This is a genomic window from Rhodococcus ruber (assembly GCF_027270735.1).
In the GTDB taxonomy this organism is placed as follows: domain Bacteria; phylum Actinomycetota; class Actinomycetes; order Mycobacteriales; family Mycobacteriaceae; genus Rhodococcoides; species Rhodococcoides rubrum_A.
The window spans coordinates 1-22,597 of sequence record NZ_JAPWIJ010000020.1; the positions used below are offsets into that span (position 1 = coordinate 1).

At 64.3% G+C, this 22,597-nt stretch carries 14 protein-coding genes and 1 tRNA gene; 5 read left to right on the forward strand and 10 right to left on the reverse strand.

All coding sequences use genetic code 11. The features are described from left to right. The 4 genes from O4220_RS27110 to O4220_RS27125 all read right to left on the reverse strand — a co-directional run. Positions 1-1,452 (reverse strand): NAD-dependent succinate-semialdehyde dehydrogenase (locus O4220_RS27110; RefSeq protein WP_269608646.1); only part of this gene is annotated, 1,452 nt, incomplete at its 3' end. Then, the gene (locus O4220_RS27115) at positions 1,449-2,750 is read right to left on the reverse strand and encodes an aspartate aminotransferase family protein (RefSeq protein ID WP_135048069.1); all 1,302 of its coding nucleotides are present in this window, start codon (positions 2,748-2,750) and stop codon (positions 1,449-1,451) included. The genes O4220_RS27115 and O4220_RS27110, both read right to left, overlap by 4 nt. 169 nt (positions 2,751-2,919) lie before the next feature. Continuing rightward, a complete protein-coding gene (locus tag O4220_RS27120; RefSeq protein WP_269608648.1) occupies positions 2,920-3,813 on the reverse strand; it encodes a LysR family transcriptional regulator in 894 nt (297 codons plus the stop codon). A 279-nt stretch (positions 3,814-4,092) separates the two neighbouring features. Then, positions 4,093-4,674 carry a TetR/AcrR family transcriptional regulator gene (locus O4220_RS27125; protein WP_167735622.1) on the reverse strand — a complete coding sequence of 194 codons (582 nt, stop codon included), beginning with the start codon at positions 4,672-4,674 and terminating at the stop codon, positions 4,093-4,095. 116 nt (positions 4,675-4,790) lie between these two features. Between O4220_RS27125 and O4220_RS27130 the strand changes: the two genes are divergently transcribed. From O4220_RS27130 to O4220_RS27140, 3 genes are all read left to right on the forward strand, one after another. Then, complete coding sequence (locus tag O4220_RS27130) at positions 4,791-6,029, forward strand: MFS transporter (protein WP_269608649.1); 1,239 nt, start codon at positions 4,791-4,793, stop codon at positions 6,027-6,029. 86 nt (positions 6,030-6,115) lie between these two features. Further along, positions 6,116-6,379 (forward strand): hypothetical protein, encoded by a 264-nt coding sequence (locus O4220_RS27135; RefSeq protein WP_269608650.1) that lies wholly within the window; start codon positions 6,116-6,118, stop codon positions 6,377-6,379. Positions 6,380-6,872: 493 nt separating this feature from the next. Continuing rightward, a complete protein-coding gene (locus O4220_RS27140) occupies positions 6,873-7,295 on the forward strand; it encodes a hypothetical protein (protein WP_269608651.1) in 423 nt (140 codons plus the stop codon). An 832-nt stretch (positions 7,296-8,127) separates the two neighbouring features. Here O4220_RS27140 and O4220_RS27145 read toward each other — a convergent pair. Further along, positions 8,128-8,201: transfer RNA gene (locus O4220_RS27145), tRNA-Lys, on the reverse strand. 92 nt (positions 8,202-8,293) lie between these two features. Beyond that, positions 8,294-8,515, reverse strand: a complete 222-nt coding sequence (locus tag O4220_RS27150) for a DUF3618 domain-containing protein (protein ID WP_269608652.1) — start codon at positions 8,513-8,515, stop codon at positions 8,294-8,296. A gap of 77 nt (positions 8,516-8,592) precedes the next feature. Between O4220_RS27150 and bcp the strand changes: the two genes are divergently transcribed. Continuing rightward, positions 8,593-9,066, forward strand: a complete 474-nt coding sequence (gene bcp, locus O4220_RS27155) for a thioredoxin-dependent thiol peroxidase (RefSeq protein WP_269608653.1) — start codon at positions 8,593-8,595, stop codon at positions 9,064-9,066. Here the strand turns inward: bcp and O4220_RS27160 are convergent. Both O4220_RS27160 and O4220_RS27165 read right to left on the reverse strand, forming a co-directional pair. Further along, positions 9,055-10,419, reverse strand: coding sequence for a dipeptidase (locus O4220_RS27160; protein ID WP_269608654.1), 1,365 nt, complete (start codon positions 10,417-10,419; stop codon positions 9,055-9,057). The two genes, bcp and O4220_RS27160, sit on opposite strands and share 12 nt — an antisense overlap. 74 nt (positions 10,420-10,493) lie before the next feature. Beyond that, positions 10,494-11,831 carry a hypothetical protein gene (locus O4220_RS27165; RefSeq protein ID WP_269608655.1) on the reverse strand — a complete coding sequence of 446 codons (1,338 nt, stop codon included), beginning with the start codon at positions 11,829-11,831 and terminating at the stop codon, positions 10,494-10,496. Between the two features lie 349 nt (positions 11,832-12,180). On the opposite strand from O4220_RS27165, the gene O4220_RS27170 reads away from it, so the two are divergent. After that, positions 12,181-12,819, forward strand: coding sequence for a TetR/AcrR family transcriptional regulator (locus O4220_RS27170; RefSeq protein ID WP_420030475.1), 639 nt, complete (start codon positions 12,181-12,183; stop codon positions 12,817-12,819). Positions 12,820-12,884: 65 nt separating this feature from the next. On the opposite strand, the gene O4220_RS27175 is transcribed toward O4220_RS27170, so the two are convergent. Both O4220_RS27175 and O4220_RS27180 read right to left on the reverse strand, forming a co-directional pair. Then, positions 12,885-13,277 carry a holo-ACP synthase gene (locus O4220_RS27175; RefSeq protein WP_032375969.1) on the reverse strand — a complete coding sequence of 131 codons (393 nt, stop codon included), beginning with the start codon at positions 13,275-13,277 and terminating at the stop codon, positions 12,885-12,887. Next, entirely contained in the window at positions 13,277-22,579 is a 9,303-nt protein-coding gene (locus O4220_RS27180; RefSeq protein ID WP_269608657.1) for a type I polyketide synthase, read from the reverse strand. The genes O4220_RS27175 and O4220_RS27180 overlap by 1 nt, the downstream gene beginning before the upstream one ends. Positions 22,580-22,597: the final 18 nt, after the last annotated feature.

The following is a 22,597-nucleotide window of genomic DNA, read 5'->3' on the forward strand; positions in this document are numbered from 1 at the left end:
CACGTTCTGGTACTCCTCGAGCCCTTCGGCACTGCCCTCACGACCGAGACCGGACTGTTTGATGCCGCCGAAGGGAGCTGCGGCATTCGACGGAACGCCTTGATTGATTCCGACCAGGCCTGTTTCGAGACGGTCGGCGACGTTCAACGCTCGGTCCAGGTTCTCGGTGAACACGTAGCCGGCAAGGCCGAACTCCGTGTCATTGGCGCGGGCGATAGCCTCGTCTTCGGTGTCGAATCGCTGCACTGCGGCGATCGGCCCGAAGATTTCCGAGCGCGCCATGTCGGCTGACGCAGGAACGTGGTCCAGCAGGGTCGGCGCAAAGAAGCTGCCCGGGGCGTCGAATACGCCCCCGCCGGTGCGCAATTGCGCACCCTTGCTGATGGCATCTCGGGTCAGCTCGGCCATTTTCGTGGCGGCGCGATGGTCGATCAGTGGGCCGAGGGTGGTGCTGTCGCCGAGTCCGTGGCCGACCTCGAGTGCGGCAAGACGCTCGGTCAATGCGTCCACGAAGTCATCGGCGATCCCGCTTTGCACATAGATGCGGTTGGCGGCGATGCACGACTGGCCACCGTTGCGTAGCTTGGCGGCGAACACGCCGTCGACTGCGCGCTCGAGGTCGGCGTCGTCGAACACCAGTGCCGGGGCGTTGCCACCGAGCTCCATTGAGCTCCGTAGCACCCCATCGGAGGCAATGGCCATCAGCTGTCGGCCGACGCCGGTCGAGCCGGTGAACGAGACCTTCCGCACACGTTGGTCACGCAGCACCGCAATGCTGAAGTCAGCAGGCTTCTCTGTGGTGATGACCTGAATCAGGCCCTCGGGAACACCGGCCTGGCGAGCCAACTCGACGACGTACAGAGTGGTGAGAGGGGTGAGGTTGGCAGGCTTGATGACAACCGGGCAACCAGCAGCAAGTGCCGGCGCGATCTTGCGGGTCGCCATTGCGAGCGGGAAGTTCCACGGGGTGATCAGTACGGCAAGACCGACCGGGCCGCGGCGCACCAAAATGTTGGCACCGCCGTCTGGTGCCTCGCGGAAATCGCCACCCGGACGGACAGCCTGCTCGGCGTACCAGCGCACGAAGTCGCTGCCGTACTTGACCTCACCACGAGCCTCGGACAGGGGTTTGCCCATCTCGCGGGTGATGAGGTGGGCGATTTCCTCGGCGTGGGCGACGAGGGTGTCGTACCAGGCGTGCAAAACGTTGGCGCGTTCCCGCGGAGTTGTTCGCGCCCACGCGCGTCCGGCATCGTCGGCGACGCCGACCGCTTCGAGAGCACCCGTGACGTCGATTTCAGGGACGTACCCGATGTGCTCGCCTGTAGCGGGATCGTTCACCGACGTGCCACTGGTCGGCAAGCCAATCGAGTCGATGACGTTGTCCGCGTACGTGATTCGGTCCGTCGCGGCGGGGACAAGAGTACGGGTGTCGACGGTGGCGGAGGTCAACGGTTCACCCGATCCGTGATGGCGGTTTCGATGGCGTCGATATAGCCCTTCAGTTCGTCGTCACTGACGATGAAGGGCGGACTGATCTGCAGTGAGTTGCCGCGCAGTGGACGCGAGATGTAGCCGAGGTCGATCAGGTCGTCGGCGATCGATTCGGCGGAAAGGTTCTCGGACAGAGTGATGCCACCGAGTAAGCCGCCTACGCGAACATCGATGACTTCGCCCTGCCGCGCGTTCAGGCCATCCAGTGCGTTTCGAAGTACGACCTCGAGCTCCGTGACGCGCTCGACGAGCCCGTCCCGTTCGAGGATGTCGAGGTTCGCGAGGGCGACCGCCGATGCGGTGGCGTGTCCGGCGTAGGTGGCGCCGTGGCGGAAGATCGGGGTATCCGGGGAATCGACATAGAACGGTTCCCAGATGTGTGGACTGACCAGCACTCCGCCGAGTGGCGCGTAGCCGGACGTGACGCCTTTCGCAAAGGTCAACAAATCCGGTGTGACACCGTACCTTTCAGCGGCAAACATCGTTCCGGTGCGACCGAAACCGGTGATCACCTCGTCGAGAATGAGCAGGATGTCGTTGTCGCGACAAATCTTCTCGACTGCTTCCAGGTATCCGGGGGTGGGCGGGTTCACCCCACCGGTGCCTTGCACAGGTTCGGTGACGATAGCAGCGATGTTGTCGGCCCCGATCTCGGCGACCATCGCCACGATGGCGTCGGCGTCGTGCAGCGGGAAGCGGGCGGTGTCGGGCACCAGGGACTCGGTACCGTAACCGTCGCGGTTGAACTGAAGGCCCGCGATGCTGGTGCCGAAGGCGTGCAAGCCGTGGTAGGCGAACTCGCGAGACAGGATCATCTTCTTGGTGGCTCTACCTTCGCGCTGCCAGTGCCGACGAGCCAACTTGCATGCCACGTCGATGGAGTCTGCACCACCAGAGTTGAGAATGACCTTCGACCGTTGGATGGGCGATAGAGCGGCCAGCCGCTCGCCGAGAGCCAGAGCTTTGTCGTTGGTGAATCGGGCAAAGATGTGGTACGTCTCCAGCCTGCGCATCTGATCGAACGCGACCTGGGCCAACTCGGGGTGGGCGTGGCCGATGTTAGCGTGCCAGAGGCCGGCGGTCCCGTCGAAAAGCTTCTGGCCGTCGGTGGTGAAGACGTACGATCCGACGCCGCGATCGATAACGAGCTGACGTCCGAGCACCGATGGGGTGTGTGCCTGCGCAGGCCAGAGCGCTGGTCCGTCGATGATCGACCGTGCCGAATCGTCCGTGGCAATGTTGTCGGTGAGCGTCATGGGCCCCTCCTTGCAAATGGTCGACGTGGCCGTCGTACGTTCCGGTGCCACGTCGAAGACTGATGTAGCACCCACGCTAAAGCCCATCGACTGTGAGAAAAAGCGACAAGTTCTGACCATTTATTGTCAGTTATCGTTACATGTCCTGCTGGCGACGACGACGCAGCAGTCAGTGCCCGAAGACCCGCAATGCGTTCATGACGGCCACCCGAAACGCGACGGTGGCCGGGTGGCCCTCGGAACCCTCGCGCACGACCAGATGCATGCTGCGATGCTGGTCGGTCGGCAGCCAGTTGCTGGGAACGAGGCCGCTGCTGAATTCACGGACGGCCATGTCGGGCAGGAATGCTGCAGCGAGGCCACGCTCGACCATGCGGACGTGAAACAGCAGGTCCGTGGACTCGTGGGCAATCAGCGGCTCGAACCCTCGTTCGCGACACACGCGCACGGCCCACTGTGCCGAGGCAGCCGAGGACGGTTCCATCGTCCAGCGGACATCACGAACCCTCTCGATATCCCCGTCGGATGACGGGTCCGGCAGGTATCCGCGCACGGGGTCGGTGCCGAGTGTGGTGACGTGCAGACCGCCCGAAGAGAGTTGCTCGACACCCGGATACGTATCGGTGAGTACCGCGTCGACCTGCCGGGATGTGAGCAGTACCGCTGCCGCTTCCGGGGCGGCCAGTCGGAGCCGGATCTCGATGCCGGGGTGAGTCTGTGCCAGCTCGACCATTGCCGTTGGCAGCACGTTGCGACTGATGGTGGCAAATGCGGCCACTCGCAGCACGCCGCGCGGGTGCCGGTGCGAGGTGGCCAGATCGGATTCCGCCCGCTCCACCGCAGCCATGATCGCGTGGGTATTGCGGACCAGCTCCTCGCCCGCGGTGGTGAGCTGAACATTGCGGCCCACCCGCTCGAGCAGCACTACACCGGTCTCGCGCTCCAACTGCGCCAGCTGTTGAGATATTGCCGAGTGGCTGTACGACAGTTCTCGAGCCGCCGCCGTCATACTGCCCCGCAGCTTCACTTCGCGGAGGAGCATCAGACGGTGTAGATCGAGCATCCCCCCATACTATCGGCGAGCACGGACGGAGAAGCACTTGCCATGATGGGAACTCGACACGTGGTCGACAGTCTCTACGTTCGGAAACTTCTGCCGCTCAACGCATTCAAAGATCGATACCGCTCTCAGGCGTCTCGAAGCAGGACCCTGGGCGCTACTTCGATCGGACACGACCGAACGGAGCCACGACGCTGTGGGGCGGAGACCTCACCGCAGCACGCTACAGCGGATGCCCTGCGCTGAGTTGTCTGTTGTCATCGTGATCGATCAATCTACGCATTACGTTCTGCATCCAGTGCAGTCACCGTGATCAGGATGGTGGGCAGCCGTGATCGCAGCAATCACAGCCCGCACGGCGTCCCGTCGAGCGGGCTCCGCTCTGAAATGCTGATGAATGCTCCATCCTTCGATGAGTGCGTCCAGAGCCTCGGAGACTTGTTCACAGAAGTGCGCAGCCAACAGCTCCCGTGTGGTTGCCAGCCACCTCGTGCACACCTCAGCGGCCGCGAGATTGTGATTGGCATACGAGTAAAGCTCGAGAAGCGCACGTTCCTGGTCGGCGGACGGCCTGTGGCCGCCGCAGATTATGTCCGTGACCGCGTCGATAGCCTCCTCCAGGTTGCTCGCGTCGGTCAGGGCTCGCCGCGGCCCGGCCGACACCAACTCGTAAAGCGACACGAAGGCCTGTTCGATCAACTGCGTCAGACCATCGAAGTAGTAAGTGAGCGATCCGAGCGGTACGCCGGCCTGTTCGGCTATCGCTCGGTGCGTAGTTGCGTGGACGCCGCGATCGACGATCACACGCAACGCAGCGCTGATTATCAACTCGCGGCGGTCTATGGCCCGCTGCTGCTCAACCATGACCGGTAACACTTCCATTCGAGTTCCAGGTAGTCGTTTCTGCCGTGTACATTAGTACACGTTCAAGAAGGTGTACAGATGTACAGATGTGGCAACAATTCGAGAGGCTTGTGTCGATGTCCATAGCTAGGCACAAAACGGCTCTGTGCGTCGTATTTCTCATCCCGGGCGTCAGCATTTCTTCGTGGGTCACACGAACGCCCGCCATTCGGGACGGTCTCGGCGCCAGTACCAGTCAGATGGGACTGGTGTTGTTCGGGTTGTCACTCGGCGCGATGGTTGGAATCCTCGCCTCCGGGCCGTTGGTATCTCGGTTCGGGACCAAACCGGTAATCGGCACCGGCGTAGCCTTCGTAGTACTGAGCATGCTCGTAATCGGCCTCGGTTCGGCGCTTTCGGTCTTGCCGCTGGTCATGGGCGGACTGGCTGTATTCGGCTTGGGCATGGGTGCCAGTGAAGTTGCCATGAACATCGAAGGCGCGGAAATCGAGGCACGCACCGGCCGGCCATTCCTGATGGCAATGCACGGAATGTTCAGCCTCGGCACAGTGATTGGAGCGGCAGCGGGGGTTGCGTTCACCTCGGTCGACTTCTCGGTGGCGCTACACCTGTCGATTGTCTCGTCAGTGGGCTTGCTGGCGTTGCTCTCAAATCTCAGAGCCATTCCGGCTGGGACTGGTCTTTCACGAGTCCCGACTAACGAACCATCATCCATCGAAGCCGCACCGTTGTGGAGGGACACGCGTCTTCTGGGTATCGGGTTCGTCGTACTGGCGTTAGCCCTCGCGGAAGGTACTGCTAACGACTGGCTTCCGCTCATCATGGTGGACGAGCACGGATTCGACCAATCTCTGGGGTCTATGGTGTACGCCACCTTCGCGTTGTCGATGGCCATCGGTCGTTTCTGTGGCGGGTTCATAGTCGGCATTCTGGGGCGACTGAAGGTCCTTACCGCGAGTGCGATATTCGCAGCACTCGGATTGGCGCTCGTATCGGTTCTGGAAAATCAGGTTGCGGCCGGCGCGGCGGTAGTCCTTTGGGGCCTGGGCGCCTCCTTGGGGTTTCCACTCGCAATCTCACTTGCCGGCGACTCCGATACGAATTCTGCTGCACGCGTTTCTTTTGCATCCACGCTCGGGTACATCGCATTTCTCGTCGGACCTCCCGCACTCGGCTTTCTCGGGGATGCGTTCAGCCTGCGTGGAGCACTGCTCGTCCCCATGGCCGTCGCAATCGGCGCGGCATTTTTGATCCCCATCACGCAGAACCGCACACGCGAAGCGCGAGTTTCCTCTACCGACCAAGTTTCAGCGCTCATTGAAACGAACGAACACCGTCGTCCTCGCAGGAATTGAGGACGACGAGGTAGTCGTGCACCGCGCGAGCCGATGGGCCAGTCCAATGTCAGGTACATCGTCGAGGTTTTCTGACGGATGCGCCGTTGTCGGTAACTGCGCGCAGATCGATCATGGTCCCGTCACGCCACCGGGCAGTCGAGCGTGCGCAGCAGCCGCGCGCCGATAATGTCCTCGACGTCGTCGACCCTGCCCGGGACGGCATCCAGGGCCGTGCGCGCGGCACGGCGCGTCGATACCAGCGCGGTAGTACCCGGAACCGAGGTCCGGCGATGCCGGCGCTGCATTCGGCCACGACGGTCCAGACCTCATTGGCGGCCTCACTCGATCTGCTGACCGGCACCTGTTGATGAAGTTCCAGGCTCGCGAAATTTAGCTTGGGGCCGTCCGTGGCAGGGGGCTACGGAGCAGGCTCGACACAAGCATTACGCTACCGCGCGGTGCGCGATGCGATATTTCAGCGAATGTTGATGGAGATTCAATACGTAAAATTACCGATGGTGAGCAGCATCGGCCGGTGTAATGTACGAATCCGATGAGATCGGGATACAGGTTTGCCGAGCGAGCACGAAATCAATCTGTGGAAGCCGTGCCAAAACTGCCTCCTTGACTGATAGGGCGTCTTGATTCCACTAGGTACGCAGTTCCGCTTGCTCAAATTTGCCGGCTGGGGACACGTTTGCACATTTACAAGCGAGGGTCACAAGACCAGGAACAGATCTCTGGCATGTAAGCGTATAAGCGCATCTACCCCTCGCTGCTCGAATAGAGTTCACGACTGGATTAGAGACATAAAAGCGATCGCATTTCACGGCAGCGTTAGGGTTGTTCTATTGTTTCATTTTGGTCGCACTGAAGATCCCAAACACGCACCATTCGCCCGAGAAGATCAATACGTTGAAGGAAGTTAATTCTATGGCAAATGCAGGAAGAAGAGCTTTGGCCGTAAACACGTTTCGCCTGCGCGAAGGAAAGTCACCCGAGGACTTCGTCAAGTTCTCTGCGGAGATCGATCAACCCACCTTGGGCGACCAGGAAGAAGTCTTGCGCTTTCGAGCGTTCAGAGTATTGGGAGATGCGGAAGGCGGCGGTGTCGGCTTCGAGTTCATCGAACTACTTGAAATAGGTGACTGGGATGAGTGGATCGCGGTGCGTGACAACAGCCCCGCGCTGTCCGAGGTCCGATCCGGGTTCGACGAGCTGGTTGAACCCGGATCAGTTCGGTGCTCTTTCGCAGAACCCATTGGCAGGTCGAGCGCGGACTAACTCGGAGGTTCGGTAACGGAGTTCTGACTAGATGGTGGTAGACAACCACTACGCCGCGGCTTCACGCGAGACGACCCCGAAGCTTGCTCCGCCTTGCAGTTTTGGGGTCATTTCGCCCATCTCGGACGATTTCGGGTAAGCCCGGCACTCGGCGGTCTGGATACAGACGCACCCGCTCAGCCGTCAAAAAAGTATGTGCGACCGATCCCCCACCTCGTATCGTCGGGTGGATCCTGGTCCGGTTACCGGTCTCGGCATACGAGCACTGGCTGACGACAAGTCGAGCCTGATCGAGCTCCCGCGCGACGGACCCAGCACCCTCTTCTTGGGCCTCGACGATTCGGCATGAAAGCACAAATTGAAAAAGGACTTATGGTCTTGAAGCAGCTCAGGTTGAGCTGGGACATGCCTACACAAGGTCACCGAGGCGCACTACATCCAGCGAGTGACCTTGGCCCCAGACATGAACGACGCGCTGAACAAGTTTGCGCCCAAGACTTAGGCCTCCCAGGCATCAAGGTCCGGCTGAGCCGGTCGCGTGGACAGTTGGCCTTGGCCCCATCATCGGCAATTCTGGCCGGATCTCGGCAGGCGGGACCGATCGCGCTCGCCGCAACCTGGAACCGATCTGTCCTTGAACTTTCGAGACCATAAACGGACCGCAGGCGCGAAGACGACCTCCATGGGGTCGTGCGGAGCTCCTAGCAGCAACGGAGCGAGCAACTCATCACTTTGCCCTTAAAGTGATGAGTAAGTGATGAGTTGGTGCAAAACCCCGCAAAAGCAAAACACCCCGCCTCCAGCTTTACGCTGGTGACGGGGTGTTTTGGTGTGCGCCATCAGGGATTCGAACCCCGGACCCGCTGATTAAGAGTCAGCTGCTCTAACCAACTGAGCTAATGGCGCCGATCCGCACCGCGTGTTCTCTGCGGTGCGGGAGAAACATTAACAGCAGATGCCGCCAGATGTGAAATCGGCTGGTCGGAGCGCCTGTCGCGTCAGTTGAAGATCCTGCGAACCACGAGAACTGCCACCACTGCGCCCACTCCGAGGAGGGTGAACTTCACTGCCGGCTCGTTGAACTTGGCCACCACGGACTGCTTGGTGTTGGCGACGATGTTCTTGGGGCTGGCACGGACGCTCAGCTCGTCCAGGGTGCTGGCGAGCTGATTGCGAGCGGCCTCGATCTCGCGCTCGATTCGGTCGGTGTCCTTGGCCACGTGTCCTCCAACTTGTTGCAAATAGTCTCGGTCGCAGTCGAGCCTAGAGCACGCCGATATTTCGATAGTCTCGTGCGGTGACCGAATACAGCAAGCTCGAGCCGGGCGACACCGCTCCGGCGTTCACCCTGCCCGATGCCGACGGCAACGACGTCTCTCTCGCCGACTTTGCAGGCAAGAAGGTGATCGTGTACTTCTACCCCGCCGCGAGCACCCCGGGCTGCACCAAGCAGGCCTGCGACTTCCGCGACAGTCTCGCCGAGCTCAACGGTGAAGGTCTCGAAGTCGTCGGCATCTCCCCCGACAAGCCCGCCAAGCTCGCGAAGTTCCGCGACAAGGAAGAGCTGACGTTCCCGCTGCTCTCCGACGAGGAGAAGACGACGCTGCAGGCGTGGGGCGCATTCGGGGAGAAGAAGAACTACGGCAAGGTCTACGAGGGCGTCATCCGCTCCACGTTCCTCGTAGACGAGGCCGGCAAGATCGAGGTGGCGCAGTACAACGTGCGCGCCACCGGCCACGTCGCCAAGCTCCGCCGCGACCTAGCTGTCTGACCCGGCCAGCCGCTGCAGAAACAACGCCTCGGCGACGGCCATCTTCTCGATCTCCGTCGGGTCCACGCTCTCGTTGGGAGCGTGGATCCGGCACCGAGGTTCCTCGACGCCCATCAGCACGATCTCGGCGTCCGGCAGCACCTGAGCCAACGCATTGCACAGCGGAATCGACCCGCCCTGACCGGCAGTCCCCATGGGATGCCCGAATGCCTCCTCCAGCGCCTCGGACAGCGCCGCGTAGCCCGGTCCGTCGGTCCTGGCCCGAAAGGGCGATCCGACTGCCTCACGCTCGACGGTGACGCGCGCATTCCACGGCGTTCGCGCCTGAAGATGAGCCACCAGAGCATCCTGAGCCGTTTTGGGATCCATTCCCGGCGGCACGCGCAGATTGAGCCGCGCGGACGCACGCGGTGAGATCGCCGCTGCAGACCCCACGACGGGCGGGCAGTCGATCCCCAGAATGGTCAAGGCGGGGCGCGCCCACACTGCGTCGGCCACAGTGCCCGAGCCCGCCAGCCCGACGCCGTCGAGCACCCCGGCATCGGAGCGGAACTGCTCCGTCTCGTACGCGACTCCGTCCCATGTCTGCACTCCGTCGAGACCATCGACCACGGTGTCGCCTTGCTCGTTGCGCAGGGTGGAGAGCACCTGCACCAGCGCGGCGAGCGCATCGGGAGCCGGACCGCCGTACATGCCGGAATGAACCTCTCCTGCAAGTGTTTCCACGTGCAGCACCACGTTGGCGATACCGCGAAGAGTAGTCGTCACCGTCGGCGATCCCACCTTCGCGTTCCCGGTGTCGCCGATGACGACCACGTCGGCGGCGAACAATTCCGGTCGCTGCTCCACGAGCGCTTCGAGCCCGCCCGTGCCCGTCTCTTCCGAACCCTCACAGACGATCCGAACACCGACGCCGATCGACTCCCCCAGCGCCCGCAGCGCCAACAGGTGCATGATCACGTTGCCCTTGCAATCGGCCGATCCTCGCCCGTACCACCGACCGTCTCGCTCGGTCAGCTCGAAAGGCGCACTGTCCCATAGATTCTGCTCTCCCGGAGGCTGAACGTCGTAGTGCGAGTAGAGCAGAACGGTCGGCGCACCCGCGGGTGCCGGACGCGAGCCGAGAACGGCCAGTGAGCCGTCGACCGTCTCGATCAGCTGGACGTCCGGAACACCCGCATCCAAGAAAGCCTGTCGCACCCAGTGCGCCGCACCGATGCATTCCTCGACCGGAAACTGCCGGGGATCGTGTACCGATGTGAACCGAACCAGCTCTGCCAACTCCGCTTTCGCTCGGGGCATCGCTGCTTCGATGTGAGATCGAACGTCCACGGGTGGTGCGTCGGCAGGCATGGGTCCTCCAAACGAGAAAATGACAGACGGGCTCTCGCCAGTCTGTCATCACTCGTAACGCGGAGCGCCCGCTGTCAGCCCCCGGCCAACTCCTGATGAATCCACTCACCGGTCTGCTGCCAGTGTCGATCCCATGCTTCCTGCTCGAGCTGCTCCTGCGACTTTCCCGGCTCCGGCACAACGGCCGGAACGGTGAACTGCGGGGGGTCGACCTTCGTCGGAGCAGGCTGTGGAGCCACCACAGCCTGCGGCGCATCCTGCGAGGCCCACGCGTCCGTTGTCGGTGTCGGTGTGGCAACTGTTGCCGGATCCACGGTCTGGGGAATCGTCTCGAGTGTCGGTGCGGGGGCTGGGGCCTGGGCGACCAGGGCAGCCGGGTCGGTCGTCGTCATCGGGTCCACATTGCGGGTTGCCCCGACCAGGTCGGCACCGGCGTCACGCTGCTCGACGCTCTGCTCCGCGGTGGACTCCGAGTCACCCGGCAATGTCGCAGCAACCGCAACACCTGCCGACAGCACGCCCGCCAGCAGCACGGCTGCGAACACGAGCTTGCGACCGGAGCTGGCGCGGGATGGCTTCGAGTCGGCAACCGTCGGCACGGCGGGGGCAGAGACAGCGGTCGCGAAAAGTGGCGACGCGACAGTGTCCGGAGCGTCAGCCTGTTCGGGTTCGTCAGCCTGCTCCGGCTCCGATTTTGCGGACAACGGCTCCACCGGCGCGACGGCCGGCGACGCAGCTGCCTCGTCCACTGCCTCGTCCACTGGGGCGGGCCCGTCCGCGAGCGCCAGTAGCGCAGCTCCTCGTGCGGCGATCTGATCGGCATCTCCCACTCGCACCACGGGAACACCGAGTCCGAGAGCCAGGATGTCGATGAGGTCGCGATTGCTCGACGAGTCGCCGAACAGGGCGACGAACTCGGGCTTCTTGCCGGAATGATCCACTACGTCCCACGCCAGCGGGATGGTGCTGCCGATGCGTTCGGGCGACATCGAATCCAGCTCTGCGGTTCTTGTAGGAGTGAACGATGCCTCTGCTGCGTCCGCAAGAGAGATGGAGACGCCTGCCTCACCCATGTAGTACAGGAGCACCGTCTTCGCAGCGGCGAGATCTTTCGATTGGGCCAGCCAGGTCAGGAACGACTCGGACGCCGAACACAACGTCACTGGTTCGTCGCCGAGAGCACCGCTGAATTCGGCGCGTTCGGCCTCGGATCGATACACGACGCCTACTGCGTCGACGTCGGTATCGAGGGTCGCAGCCTCGGCACGCATGATCTCGATCGCTTCGGTCAGTACGGTGGCCGCGTCGGGGTGCAGTGGCGTCGTCCGATCGGCGAGTACCTCGCCTGAGGTCGGCTCGACAAGAATTGTCTGCATCGAGCCAGATTCGATCGCTATACCAATGGTTGCCATGGCAGTCTCCCTGTGCTCAGGGTGGAGGCACCCGACCATGAACGTCATCCAGCGGATCCAGACGACGATCACCCTGCACGGAAATTGATTCTGTTACCTGAACCATACCTGTTGACGGTTAAATTGGTCCAGATCAGTCTTGGAGTTTGTCACAGGAATTAGAACCGGCCGTTGTCTTCTATGCCATGTTCGTTCGAGAGTCTCGGCTGACGACCCGCAGGTAACGGACCAGGTGTGGCTACCGGGCACGTACGCCGGATAGCCTGACCGGGTGGAATCCTCTGCTCGTGCTCAGTCCTCGCGCCGTCTCGACGCCGCGCTCGAGTCGACGGCACAGACGCAGGAACTGATGCCGCGCCGCCGACCCACCCAGGAACGCAGTCAACGCAAATTCGACGCCCTGCTGCAGGCCTCCCGCGAGTTGCTCAGCGACGTGGGATTCGAGTCGTTCACCTGCGAGGAAGTCGCCTCGCGCGCCGAACTGCCGATCGGCACGCTGTACCAGTTCTTCGCCAACAAGTACGTCATCGTCTGCGAGCTCAATCGCCAGGACCTCGTCGGAGTACAGCAGGAGCTCGCCGAATTCGACGGCGAAGTCCCCTCGCTGGACTGGGTACGGTTCCTCAACAACTTCGTCGACCACATGGCGGGCATGTGGATGACCGACCCGTCACGGCGTGAGGTGTGGCTCGCCATGCAGTCGACGCCCTCGACACGTGCGACCGGAGTCATCCACGAGCGAGAATTCGCCGATCAGGTCTCGCGCATGCTCGGCCCCTTGACACCGCGCACACCGCGTCACCGTCGCAACCTCATGGCACAAGTACTGGTGCACATCGTCTACTCGATGCTGAATTTCTCGGTGCAGGACGGCCAGAGCCACGAGGACGCCGTGGCCGAACTCAAGCGCATCATGATGGCGTATCTGCTCGTCGCCGAGAAAGAGAGCAGGCGCTCCGGCGGATCGTCCATCGACAGCGACGCCTGAGACCACACGAAAAAGGCCCGCCCGATCTCGTGGATCGGACGGGCCTTTCGTCGTTCAGCGCGGAGTCACTCCTCCAGGATCGCCACCGCGGCAGCGATATCGCCGTCGTGCGTCAACGACAGGTGAATCTTGACCGTCGGCAGGAACTCCTGCGCGATGCCGTGCAGCTTGATGGACGGACGACCCCATGCATCGTTGACGACCTCGATCAACGGGTACGGGTTGTCGCCGATCTGCGGAGGACGCGCGAATCGTGATGTCGCCCAAGCCTTCAGCACTGCTTCCTTGGCCGCCCACCGTGCTGCGTAATGGCGGGTCGGATCGGAACTCTTCGTCGCGGCATGTCGACGCTCACCCGCTGTGAAGCTGTCGCGAATCATCGTCGTGCCGACCTTCTCCATCTGCTCGGCGAAGTCGGACACCGTCACCAGGTCGAAACCCACTCCCAGAATCGCCATCAGATGGCACCCGGCAGACCGGAGGAGTAGACATCGTCCTCGCCGAGGCGAGCGGACTCGTTGAGCAACACGTTTGCCTCCAGTTCGCGCGACGCCTTGGCCGGCGTCCCGTCATGTCCCAGCCGTCGATCGTCGGGCCGCTCGTACAGGGAGTCGCCTCCCACCATCGCGGAGATCAGCCTGCGCTGACCGGCGATGCGACGCTCGTTCGCCTTGGCTACGTACTCTGCGCGCCGATCCGTCGGAACGGCTTCGATGAACGCCTGCGGGTGCACCAGAGCGATGAGCCCGGACACGTGCCCGAACCCGAGCGAGGTGAGCAGACCCGCCTTGAGCGGAACCGAGTCACCGAAGCGCAGCGGCTCCCGTGCCCACACCAGATGCTCGAAGCCGGTCATCTTGTCGTCGACGCAGTCGAGGCTGCGGTTCGGCGGAATGACGCCGTTGGCCAGCACCTGGCACAGGCCGATCAGCTGCCAGGCAGCCGCTCCACCCTTCGAGTGACCGGTGAGGCTCTTCTGCGAGACGACGAACAGCGGAGCGCCGTCCGAGCGGCCGATGGCCTTGGCGAGGCGGGTGTGCAGTTCTGCCTCGTTGGGATCGTTGGCTGCGGTGGACGTGTCGTGCTTGGAGATCACGGCCACGTCGTCTGCGCTGACGCCGAGTGCGTTGAGCGAGAGCGCAAGTGCCGAATCCTTGCCTCCGCGACCGGCACTGAGCGCGCCGAGTCCCGGAGCCGGGATGGAGGTGTGCACTCCGTCGCCGTACGACTGTGCGTAGGCCACCACTCCGAGTACCGGCAGACCCATCTCGAGTGCCAGATCGCCGCGGGCGAGCAGAATCGTTCCGCCGCCGTGCGATTCGACGAATCCACCGCGCCTACGGTCGTTGGCCCGGGAGAAGCGTCGATCGCTGATTCCCTTGGCGGACATCGCTGCCGAGTCCGCGGTGGCCGACATGTCGCCGAAGCCGATGATGCCTTCGGTGCTCAGGTCGTCGAATCCGCCGGCGACGACCAGCTGAGCCTTGCCCAGTTTGATCTTGTCGACGCCTTCCTCGACGGAAACGGCAGCGGTGGCGCAGGCGGCGACGGGGTGAACCATCGCGCCGTAGCTACCGATGTACGACTGGACCACGTGCGCAGCAACGACGTTCGGCAGAGCCTCCTGCAGGATGTCGTTCGCACGAGCATCACCGAGCAGGGTGTCGATGTACAGCGAGCGCATGGACTCCATGCCGCCCATGCCGGTGCCCTGAGTGTTGGCCACCAGCGTCGGGTGCACCCAGCGCATCAGTTCCGACGGGTTGAAGCCCGAGGAGATGAACGCGTCGACCGTGGTGACGATGTTCCACAGGGCAACACGGTCCACCGAGCTCGCCATGTCTGGCGAGATGCCCCACTTGGTGGGATCGAATCCGGTCGGAATCTGTCCACCCACGGTGCGGGTGAGCTTCATCTTGCGCGGAACGCGAATCTCGGTGCCCGCCTTGCGGGTGACCTGCCAGTCGCTCGAATCGGGAACCGGTGTGATCAGCGTGTGCTCGGGATCCGCTGCTGCGAACGACCGGGCATCGATCTCGGTTCCGACCACGAACGTGAGGTCGTTGTCGAGGAAGATCGAGGTCATCAGCGGAGCGGTGTTGCCGACCATCGCGCCGTCGTCGCCGTAGGTGCGGATACCGCACTTCTCGACCACGATGTCGTGGTACTTGTCGGCGATGTCCTCCTCGGGCACCAGGTCACCGGACTCGATGTCGTACCAACCCGGCTTGGGATCGTTCTCCCAGGCGATCAGGCCGGTGTTCCATGCGAGTTCGAGAACGCCTGCGGCAGAGAGCTGCTCGTCGACCTCCATCTCGAAGCGGGTACGCGCCGAACCGTACGGTCCGAGCTCACCTGCACCGACGATGACGATCAGGTCCTTCGGATCGACATCCAGTGTCGGCCATGCCGGAGCCGTGGTCGACGTCGACAGCCGCGGCGGTGCGGGCAGTGCCGCGATCACCGAGTTGTCCACTGCCTCTTCGATCTTCTCGGCCGCGGCCGCAGCTGCGTCCCGAGCGAGCTCGACGAGGTTGAGCTTGGTGTTGGCCAAGCCGCCCGTGAGATCGGCGACGATGGGCTCCTGAGCGGACTGACGGCGAGCGGCAGGTGTGCACAGTTCGAGCAGCTCGGTCGCCATCTCCTCGGTCGACCAGGTGCGAACGCCTTCGGCTTCGACAGCCTCGACGATGGGATCGTTGCCACCCATCAGGCCGGTGCCGCGCACCCACCCGATGTGGGCGTGGGCGATGGACACCCGCTCGGCCCAGTTCTTCTCCGAGCCCCATTTGGCGACAACAGCATCGAGTGCAGCCTTCGACTCGCCGTAGGCACCGTCGCCGCCGAACATTCCGCGGTTCGGCGATCCCGGAAGCACCACGTGCAGGTGGGTGTCGATGTCGGTGTCGTAGCCGACCTTCGACAGCCCGGTGATCAGACGCTCGACCGACCAGAGCAGCACGCGCATTTCCATCTCGGCGCGAGCTCCGGCGTCGGACATCTCGCCCATGACCCGGGGTGCGGCGAACGGGAACAGCATCGTCGGTGTGGTTGCGGCCTTGACCAGAGTCTTTGCGCCACCGGCAGTGTCGATGAAGTCGCTGCCGATCCACTCGATGAGGGCATCGACGTCGGTGTACGACGCGATGTTGGCCGGAACCACCCACAGCGACGCTCCGTTGCGAGCGTTGTCGCGGTAGAGCGAGCGGTAGAAGCCCAGGCGCTCGTCGTCGAGCCTGGAAGTGGTGACGAAGACCGTCGCTCCCCCGGCCAGCAGCTTGGCGGTCACCGCTGCTGCGATGGATCCCTTGCTGCCACCGGTGACGACCGCGACCTCGTCGGCCCACTGACCCTTGTCCTCGGATGCGACCGCGATGGCCGCGATGCGTCCGAAGGTCTCGGCGAGCACTGTCTTGTTCTCGTAGTCGGCCTTGGCCTTCCACCACTGCGCTTGAGCTGCAACGGCATTGCCTGCGCCGGCAAAGGACTCGACGGCGACATCGCCTGCGGTACCGAGCCACAACCGGGCCAGATCCTCACGGGCAGTTGCCCACCGGTCGTCGATCAGCACGGCGCGCTTGGCGTCGAACGCGGGAGCGACCAGGCGAGGCCAGTCCGATCCGAGTTCGGCCGAGACCAGCTCGACCAGAGCGGCATCCGGATCCTCGGCCAGCAGCGCGTTGGGAGCATCCGCCAGTCCGAGCTGTTCGAGCACCAACCGGGCTGCGGAGGCGAGAACGCCGTCGCGGCCGGTGATGTGCTCGGTGAACTCACCCAGAGCAGCAGCGTCGACGGTTCCGCCGGCTCCACCGCCTGCTTGCGGCATCGACACTGCGACGCCGCGACGTGCGGCCACCGCAGCTACTGCCGCATCGATGACGTTGTCGACAGCATTGCCGTCGGCGAGAGCGCCGTCGGCCAAGCCGCCGAGTGCGCCGCCGCGGACCGAGGCACCGTCACGGGTGCCGAGTGCGACCTCGGCGGTGACGTGGTGCGCCCAGCCGTCGCCCAGTTCCCAGGTCTTCTTGACGCGATCGGCGATCGAGGCCGGGCGTCGACCCGACGGGCCGAAGACCTTGCGGAGGTGATCGTTGATCGAATCGCTGAGTACCGGGCCGAAGGGCTTGTAGGTACGAGCCAGCTTGTTCACCGTGCCCGAGAGCGCGCCCATGTCGGCATCGGCTGCGCCGTCGATGGCACCGAGCGAGAGCTCGGAGCCGAGGTCGACGAGCAGCTGGTTACGACGTGAGGACACGCCGTCGCACAGTGCCTCGATGGTGTCGGCGGGCCCGATCTGGTCGAGCTGCAGTTTGGTCCACAGGCCGATCAGGATCTTGGTCGCATCGGCGGCTACGAACGCGATGTCGTCGGGCCGAGGTCCGCCCGACGGTGCAGCGGCCGGAGCGGGTGCTGCAGCCGGAGCAGCCGCGGCTGCAGGAGCAGCGGTCTCGGGCGCGCGAGTTGCCTCGTCCTCGTCGGCCGGAGCCGGGTCGGTGTCGGTGCCGTAGACGATCGCGGCTTCACGTTCGAGGTTGAGCACCTCGACCGGGTGACCGAAGCGGCCGGGCAGCTTGAGGGTCTGCGACGCGAGGTTGGCCACGGTCGGCGTTGCACCGAGACCGATCTCGACGAAGCGCTCGACGCCCATGCCGCCGTCGGACTCGTCCGCGAACAACAGGTCCTGCGTCTCGATCCATCGAACAGGGCTGGCGAACTGCCATGCCAGCAGCTCGGTCAGAATCACGCGGCACAAATCGCTCGGCCGTGCGGCCCACGAATCGAAGTCCGCGAGAACGGTGTTCAGCGGCTCGGACGGCACCAGATCGGCGATCTCCTGGACGAACTCGCGGTCGAGCGAGAACGGCTTGGGCACCAGGTTCGGGATGTAGCGCCCCACCAGGATCGCCGGATCCAGCTGCTCGGGCAGCAGGGTCTGCAGGCGGTTGCGGAAGTCGTCGACTCCCCCGCGCAGCACGGTCGAGTGGAACGGCACGTCGATGCCCGGAACCATGATGTACGCGGCCTTGCCACCGAATTCTGCCCGGCGAATCGCGATCTTCTTCTCCAGCTCGCCGAGGCCGGCGACCGTTCCTGCAATGGCGTACTGCGAACCGCGCAGGTTGAGGTTGACGATTTCGAGGAACTCACCGGATTCTGCTGCAACACCGGCGACGAAGCCCTGCACGTCCTCGTCGGCCAGGCCGATCTGAGACGGGCGAATGGCTGCCATGCGGTAGTCACTACGGCCGTTCTCGTCACGGGGAACGAGTGCGTGCATGGCCGAGCCACGCTGGAAGACGACCTCGAGGACGGCTTCGAGCGGAAGCACACCGGCGACGGCGGCGAGAGCGTTGTACTCACCCACCGAGTGGCCGGCGAGGATGGAGTTCTCCACGAACGCACCGGATTCACGCAGTTCGGCAACCTGTGCGACGCCGAGAACGGCCATCGCAACCTGGGTGAACTGGGTCAGGTGCAGCACACCGTCGGGGTGCTTGTGCGTGACGCCGCGCGCCTTGAGAGTGGTCGGGTTGTCGCGCACCACAGCGAGAATCGAGAATCCGAGTGCGCTGCGGGTGTGCTTGTCGGCACGCTCCCACACCTCACGAGCGGCCTTCGACCGAGCCCGTGCGTCCAATCCCATACCCGGGCGCTGAATGCCCTGGCCGGGGAATGCGTAGACGGTCTTCGGCGCAGCGGTGCGAGCAGTGGCGACCATGACGAGTTCGCCTGCGACACGGCAGGACACCTCGACGAGCTCTGCACCCTGATCGAACCCGGTGCGGTCGACGCGAACGTCGATCTCGGCTCCGGGACGAACCATGCCGAGGAAGCGTGCAGTCCATGCGGTGAGACGACGCGGCGGAGTCTTGGTGTCCGCGTGATCGACTGCGGTGACCGTCTGCTGTGCAGCTGCGGAGAGCCACATGCCGTGCACGATCGGGCTGCCGAGACCGGCGAGCAGTGCGGCGGCATCCGAGGTGTGAATCGGATTGTGGTCACCCGAGACCTGTGCGAACGCGGCCATGTTGCGCGGGGCCACGATGGTGGCCTGACGGCGTCGACGACGCGGGGTGTCCTTGGCGTCGGCGCTGAGGGATCCGCCTGCGCGAGCCGGATCGGACAGCTCGCCCTTGCCGGTGCGTCCACGAATTGCGAAGCGCTCCACCAGGGTTGCGACGGAAGGGGCATCGAGACCCTCACCGAGCATTGCACCGATCTCGACGGTGACCTCGACGACGCGACCGAGGTCGGTGTCGAGCACCTCTCCGGCTGCGGCCTTGACCACGAGAATGGAGGTATCAGTAGGCAATTCACCGACCAGGTTGACGCTGTGATCGAGGTGCACCAGGTCGAGCATGCCTTCGATGACGTCGATGCCATCGGCGTTGCGGGTGGCACCGAGGACGGCGAAGACGGCGGGCCAGCAGGCACCGACGAGGACGTCGGGAACAGCCTTGCCGCTGACGGTCAGTGTGTCGGGCAGTCCGGATCCGGTGACGCCGGCGTGGTCGGCGATCAGATCGGGGATCCACGCGATGTTCAGCCGCGCGACGCCGCCCTTGACGGCCGGAAGCTCCTGACCGGCAGCAACTCCGAGCAGTGCCGACATGGCCTGCTGGGCATCCTGCGCGGTGACGACGGGAGCGCCGCCGTCGATCGTGGAGGCGGGCACCGTCAGACGGATGCGTACTTCCTTGCCGGGAGCGAGAGGAACCAGCAGCTCCACATGCTCGGCATCGAGCACGGTCAGCGAGGACCCGGTCTGCGGATGCGAGGCGACCGAATCGGAATCGACGGTCCACTCGGCTGGATCACCGAGGCGTGCAACGGGGTTCTGCGTCATCCGCGAAGCCCAGGTGACGTCGGGAGCTGCCAGCACGATGCCCAGCAGTCCGGGCGCGATCTCGGCGTGGCGGCGGCTGGCGATGGCCGCCGGCTCGACACCCTCGGCGAGAAGCTGGTCCGCAGTGGCCTTCTCGAATCGGTTCAGCAGTTCGCCGACCGGCTCGTCGACGCGGGTGATGCCGGCGACGGCAACGGTTCCGGGGATGATGCAGACCTGATCGGCGGAGTAGCGAGCGTCGTGTGCCTGCCACAGCGAGTCACTGCGCCACCAGCGGCGCACGTCACCGTCGACGACGGGGACGAAGTTGACCGGCTTGCCGGGCATCCGGCACAGCGAGGTGAAGAAGGTGATGTCGGCCGGGTGCAGCACCACGTCGGCGGCGTCGGGGAACTGAGCGAGCAGCGACTTCAGTGCTGCGCGCGGGCGCTCGAGAACCTCGGCGTCGGCGTACAGGGTGGGGATGGGTCCGCGATCGACCGGGTGCAGACGGGCCTCGGCGCGCTGCAGCATCTCCAGGAAGCGGGTGCGCCAGGTGATGTCGAGCCATACCGATTCACGTGCCTCGGTCACGGCATCGGTGAACTCACCGCCGCAATCGAAGTCGCTGCGCGAGTCGGTACCGATGGCCAGGTCCAGGTAGCGAGCAAGCCACTGCTGGTAGGTCATCTCGGCGACGTCACCGAAGAACGGCTTTGCGGTGCCGTCGAGTGCGGCGATGATCTCGTCGCGGCGCTCGGCGACGGCGTCGGCGTTGCCGGCGACCTCGTCGAGCAGTCGGCCGCAACGCGATGCCGCGTTGTCGATTTCGTGGATGTCGGCACCGAGCTGGCTACGGCCCGAAGCCATTCCGCCGTTGGCGGTTCCGGCACCGACCCAGTCGGGGGTTCCCGGTGTATCGACGAGAAGCTGCTTGACCTCGGGTGCCGTGGTGGCTTCGAGGGTTGCCATGGCAGCCGTGCCGACGAGGATTCCGTCGAGCGGCATCTTGGGGTAGCCGTAGACGGCCGACCAGGTGCCGGTGAGGTATTCCGCTGCGCGCTCGGGGGTTCCGATGCCGCCGCCGACACAGATGACGAGGTTCGGCCGCGACCGCAGTTCTGCGTAGGTGGTCAACAGCAGGTCGTCGAGGTCCTCCCACGAGTGGTGCCCGCCTGCGCGGCCACCTTCGATGTGGACGTTGACCTGGTAGGACGGCACCTCGTTGGCGATGCGGATGACGGCACGAATCTGCGCGACGGTGCCGGGCTTGAACGAGACGTAACTGATGCCCGCCTCGGACAGCTCTTCGATGAGAGCAACTGCCTCGTCGAGCTCGGGGATTCCTGCCGTGACGACGACGCCGTCGATGGCTGCACCTGCTGCGCGAGCGCGCTGCACGATGCGGCGACCACCGAGCTGCAGCTTCCACAGGTAGGGATCGAGGAACAGCGAGTTGAACTGGATGGCACGGCCGGGCTCCAAGAGAGTGGAGAGCTCGGCGACGCGATCGGTGAAGATGTCCTCGGTGACCTGGCCGCCACCGGCGAGCTCCGCCCAGTGGCCTGCGTTGGCCGCTGCGGCAACGATCTTCGCGTCGACCGTCGTCGGCGTCATGCCGGCGAGCAGGATCGGCGAACGGCCGGTCATCTTGGTGAAGGAGGTCTCGACCACAACGCGGCCGTCGGGCAATGTGACCGGCTTGGGCGCAAAGGCAGACCATGCGGGCTGCACCTCGGGTGCAGCTCCCGGAGTGAGCAGATTGCGGTGGCCCCCGCGTGAGGACGCGGCGATGATGCCGACGCCCTGTCCACGCAGTGCCGGAGTGGTCATGCGGGTGAGCAGGTCGCCCGGACCGAGATCGAGGATCCAATCGGCACCGGCGTCGACAACGCCGTCGATGGCGTCGACCCAGTCCACGGAGTCCACGAGAATTTTCTGGGCGAGGTCGCGAGCGAGCTCGACGTCGAGTCCACAGCGCTGCGCCCAGGCGCTGACGAGTTCGACAGCGTCTGCCAAGGCGGGGTGATGGAAGCCGATCTCGACCGGAAGCTGCTCGAAGACCGGAGCGAACACGGCTCCGCCACGCTTCTTGGCGTCGCGCTCACGCTCTTCCTCGGCAGCGATCTGCTCGCACTTCTCCTGAACGCGGGCCAGCTGGGCCGGCGGTCCCGAGAGTACGACGCGACGGCGACCGTTGCGGATGGCGAGTGCAGCGGATCGCTCCGGCGCTCCGGGAATAGCGAGTTCGGCGATGATGGCCTGCAGGCGTTCGGGCTCGACGTTGGCGACCGACACCATCGGTGCACGGTCACCGGCTCCGATGATGCCGCGGCGGCGGCCGACGAGACCCGCTGCAGCACCTACGAGCTGCGCGATCGCGAGGAAGTTCGCATCCTGCGCGCCGTCTGCGGCGACGGACTCGGCAGCGATGAGCCCCTGCGAGTGTCCGACCACCTTGACGGGAGGGGTCTGGGAGGGATCGAGTCCCTGCAGCTTCAGCGCACGCAAGGCTGCGACCTGGGTCAGGAACACTCCGGGAAGCGAGACTGCGGCCGAGGTCAGTGCAGCCTCGGACGGTCCGTACGAGCCGACGGTGTCGTCGTCGGCGAGATCCTGCTCGAGCATCCAGCCGATGGGGTCGAATCCGACGGAGCGGACGACCAGCAGCTCGTCGGAAACGGGCGCGAGTACGGCTGCAGCCTCGTTGACGAGATCGGTGAGTTCGGGCTCGAGTGCGGAATCGCGGGCCAGTTCCTCGAGGGAGCTGAGCCACGGTGCACCCTGACCACCGAATGCCAGAGCGTAGGGCTCACCCGCGGCGAAACGATCTGCCAGAGTCCGAGAGCCGCCATTGCTTCTAGGGGATTTGCCTGCGTTGCCGTTGCCCCGCGTGCCGCGTCCGTGTGATGGTGTGCTCTCGTTGATCGTCAAGGCTGAAGATTCCTCTCG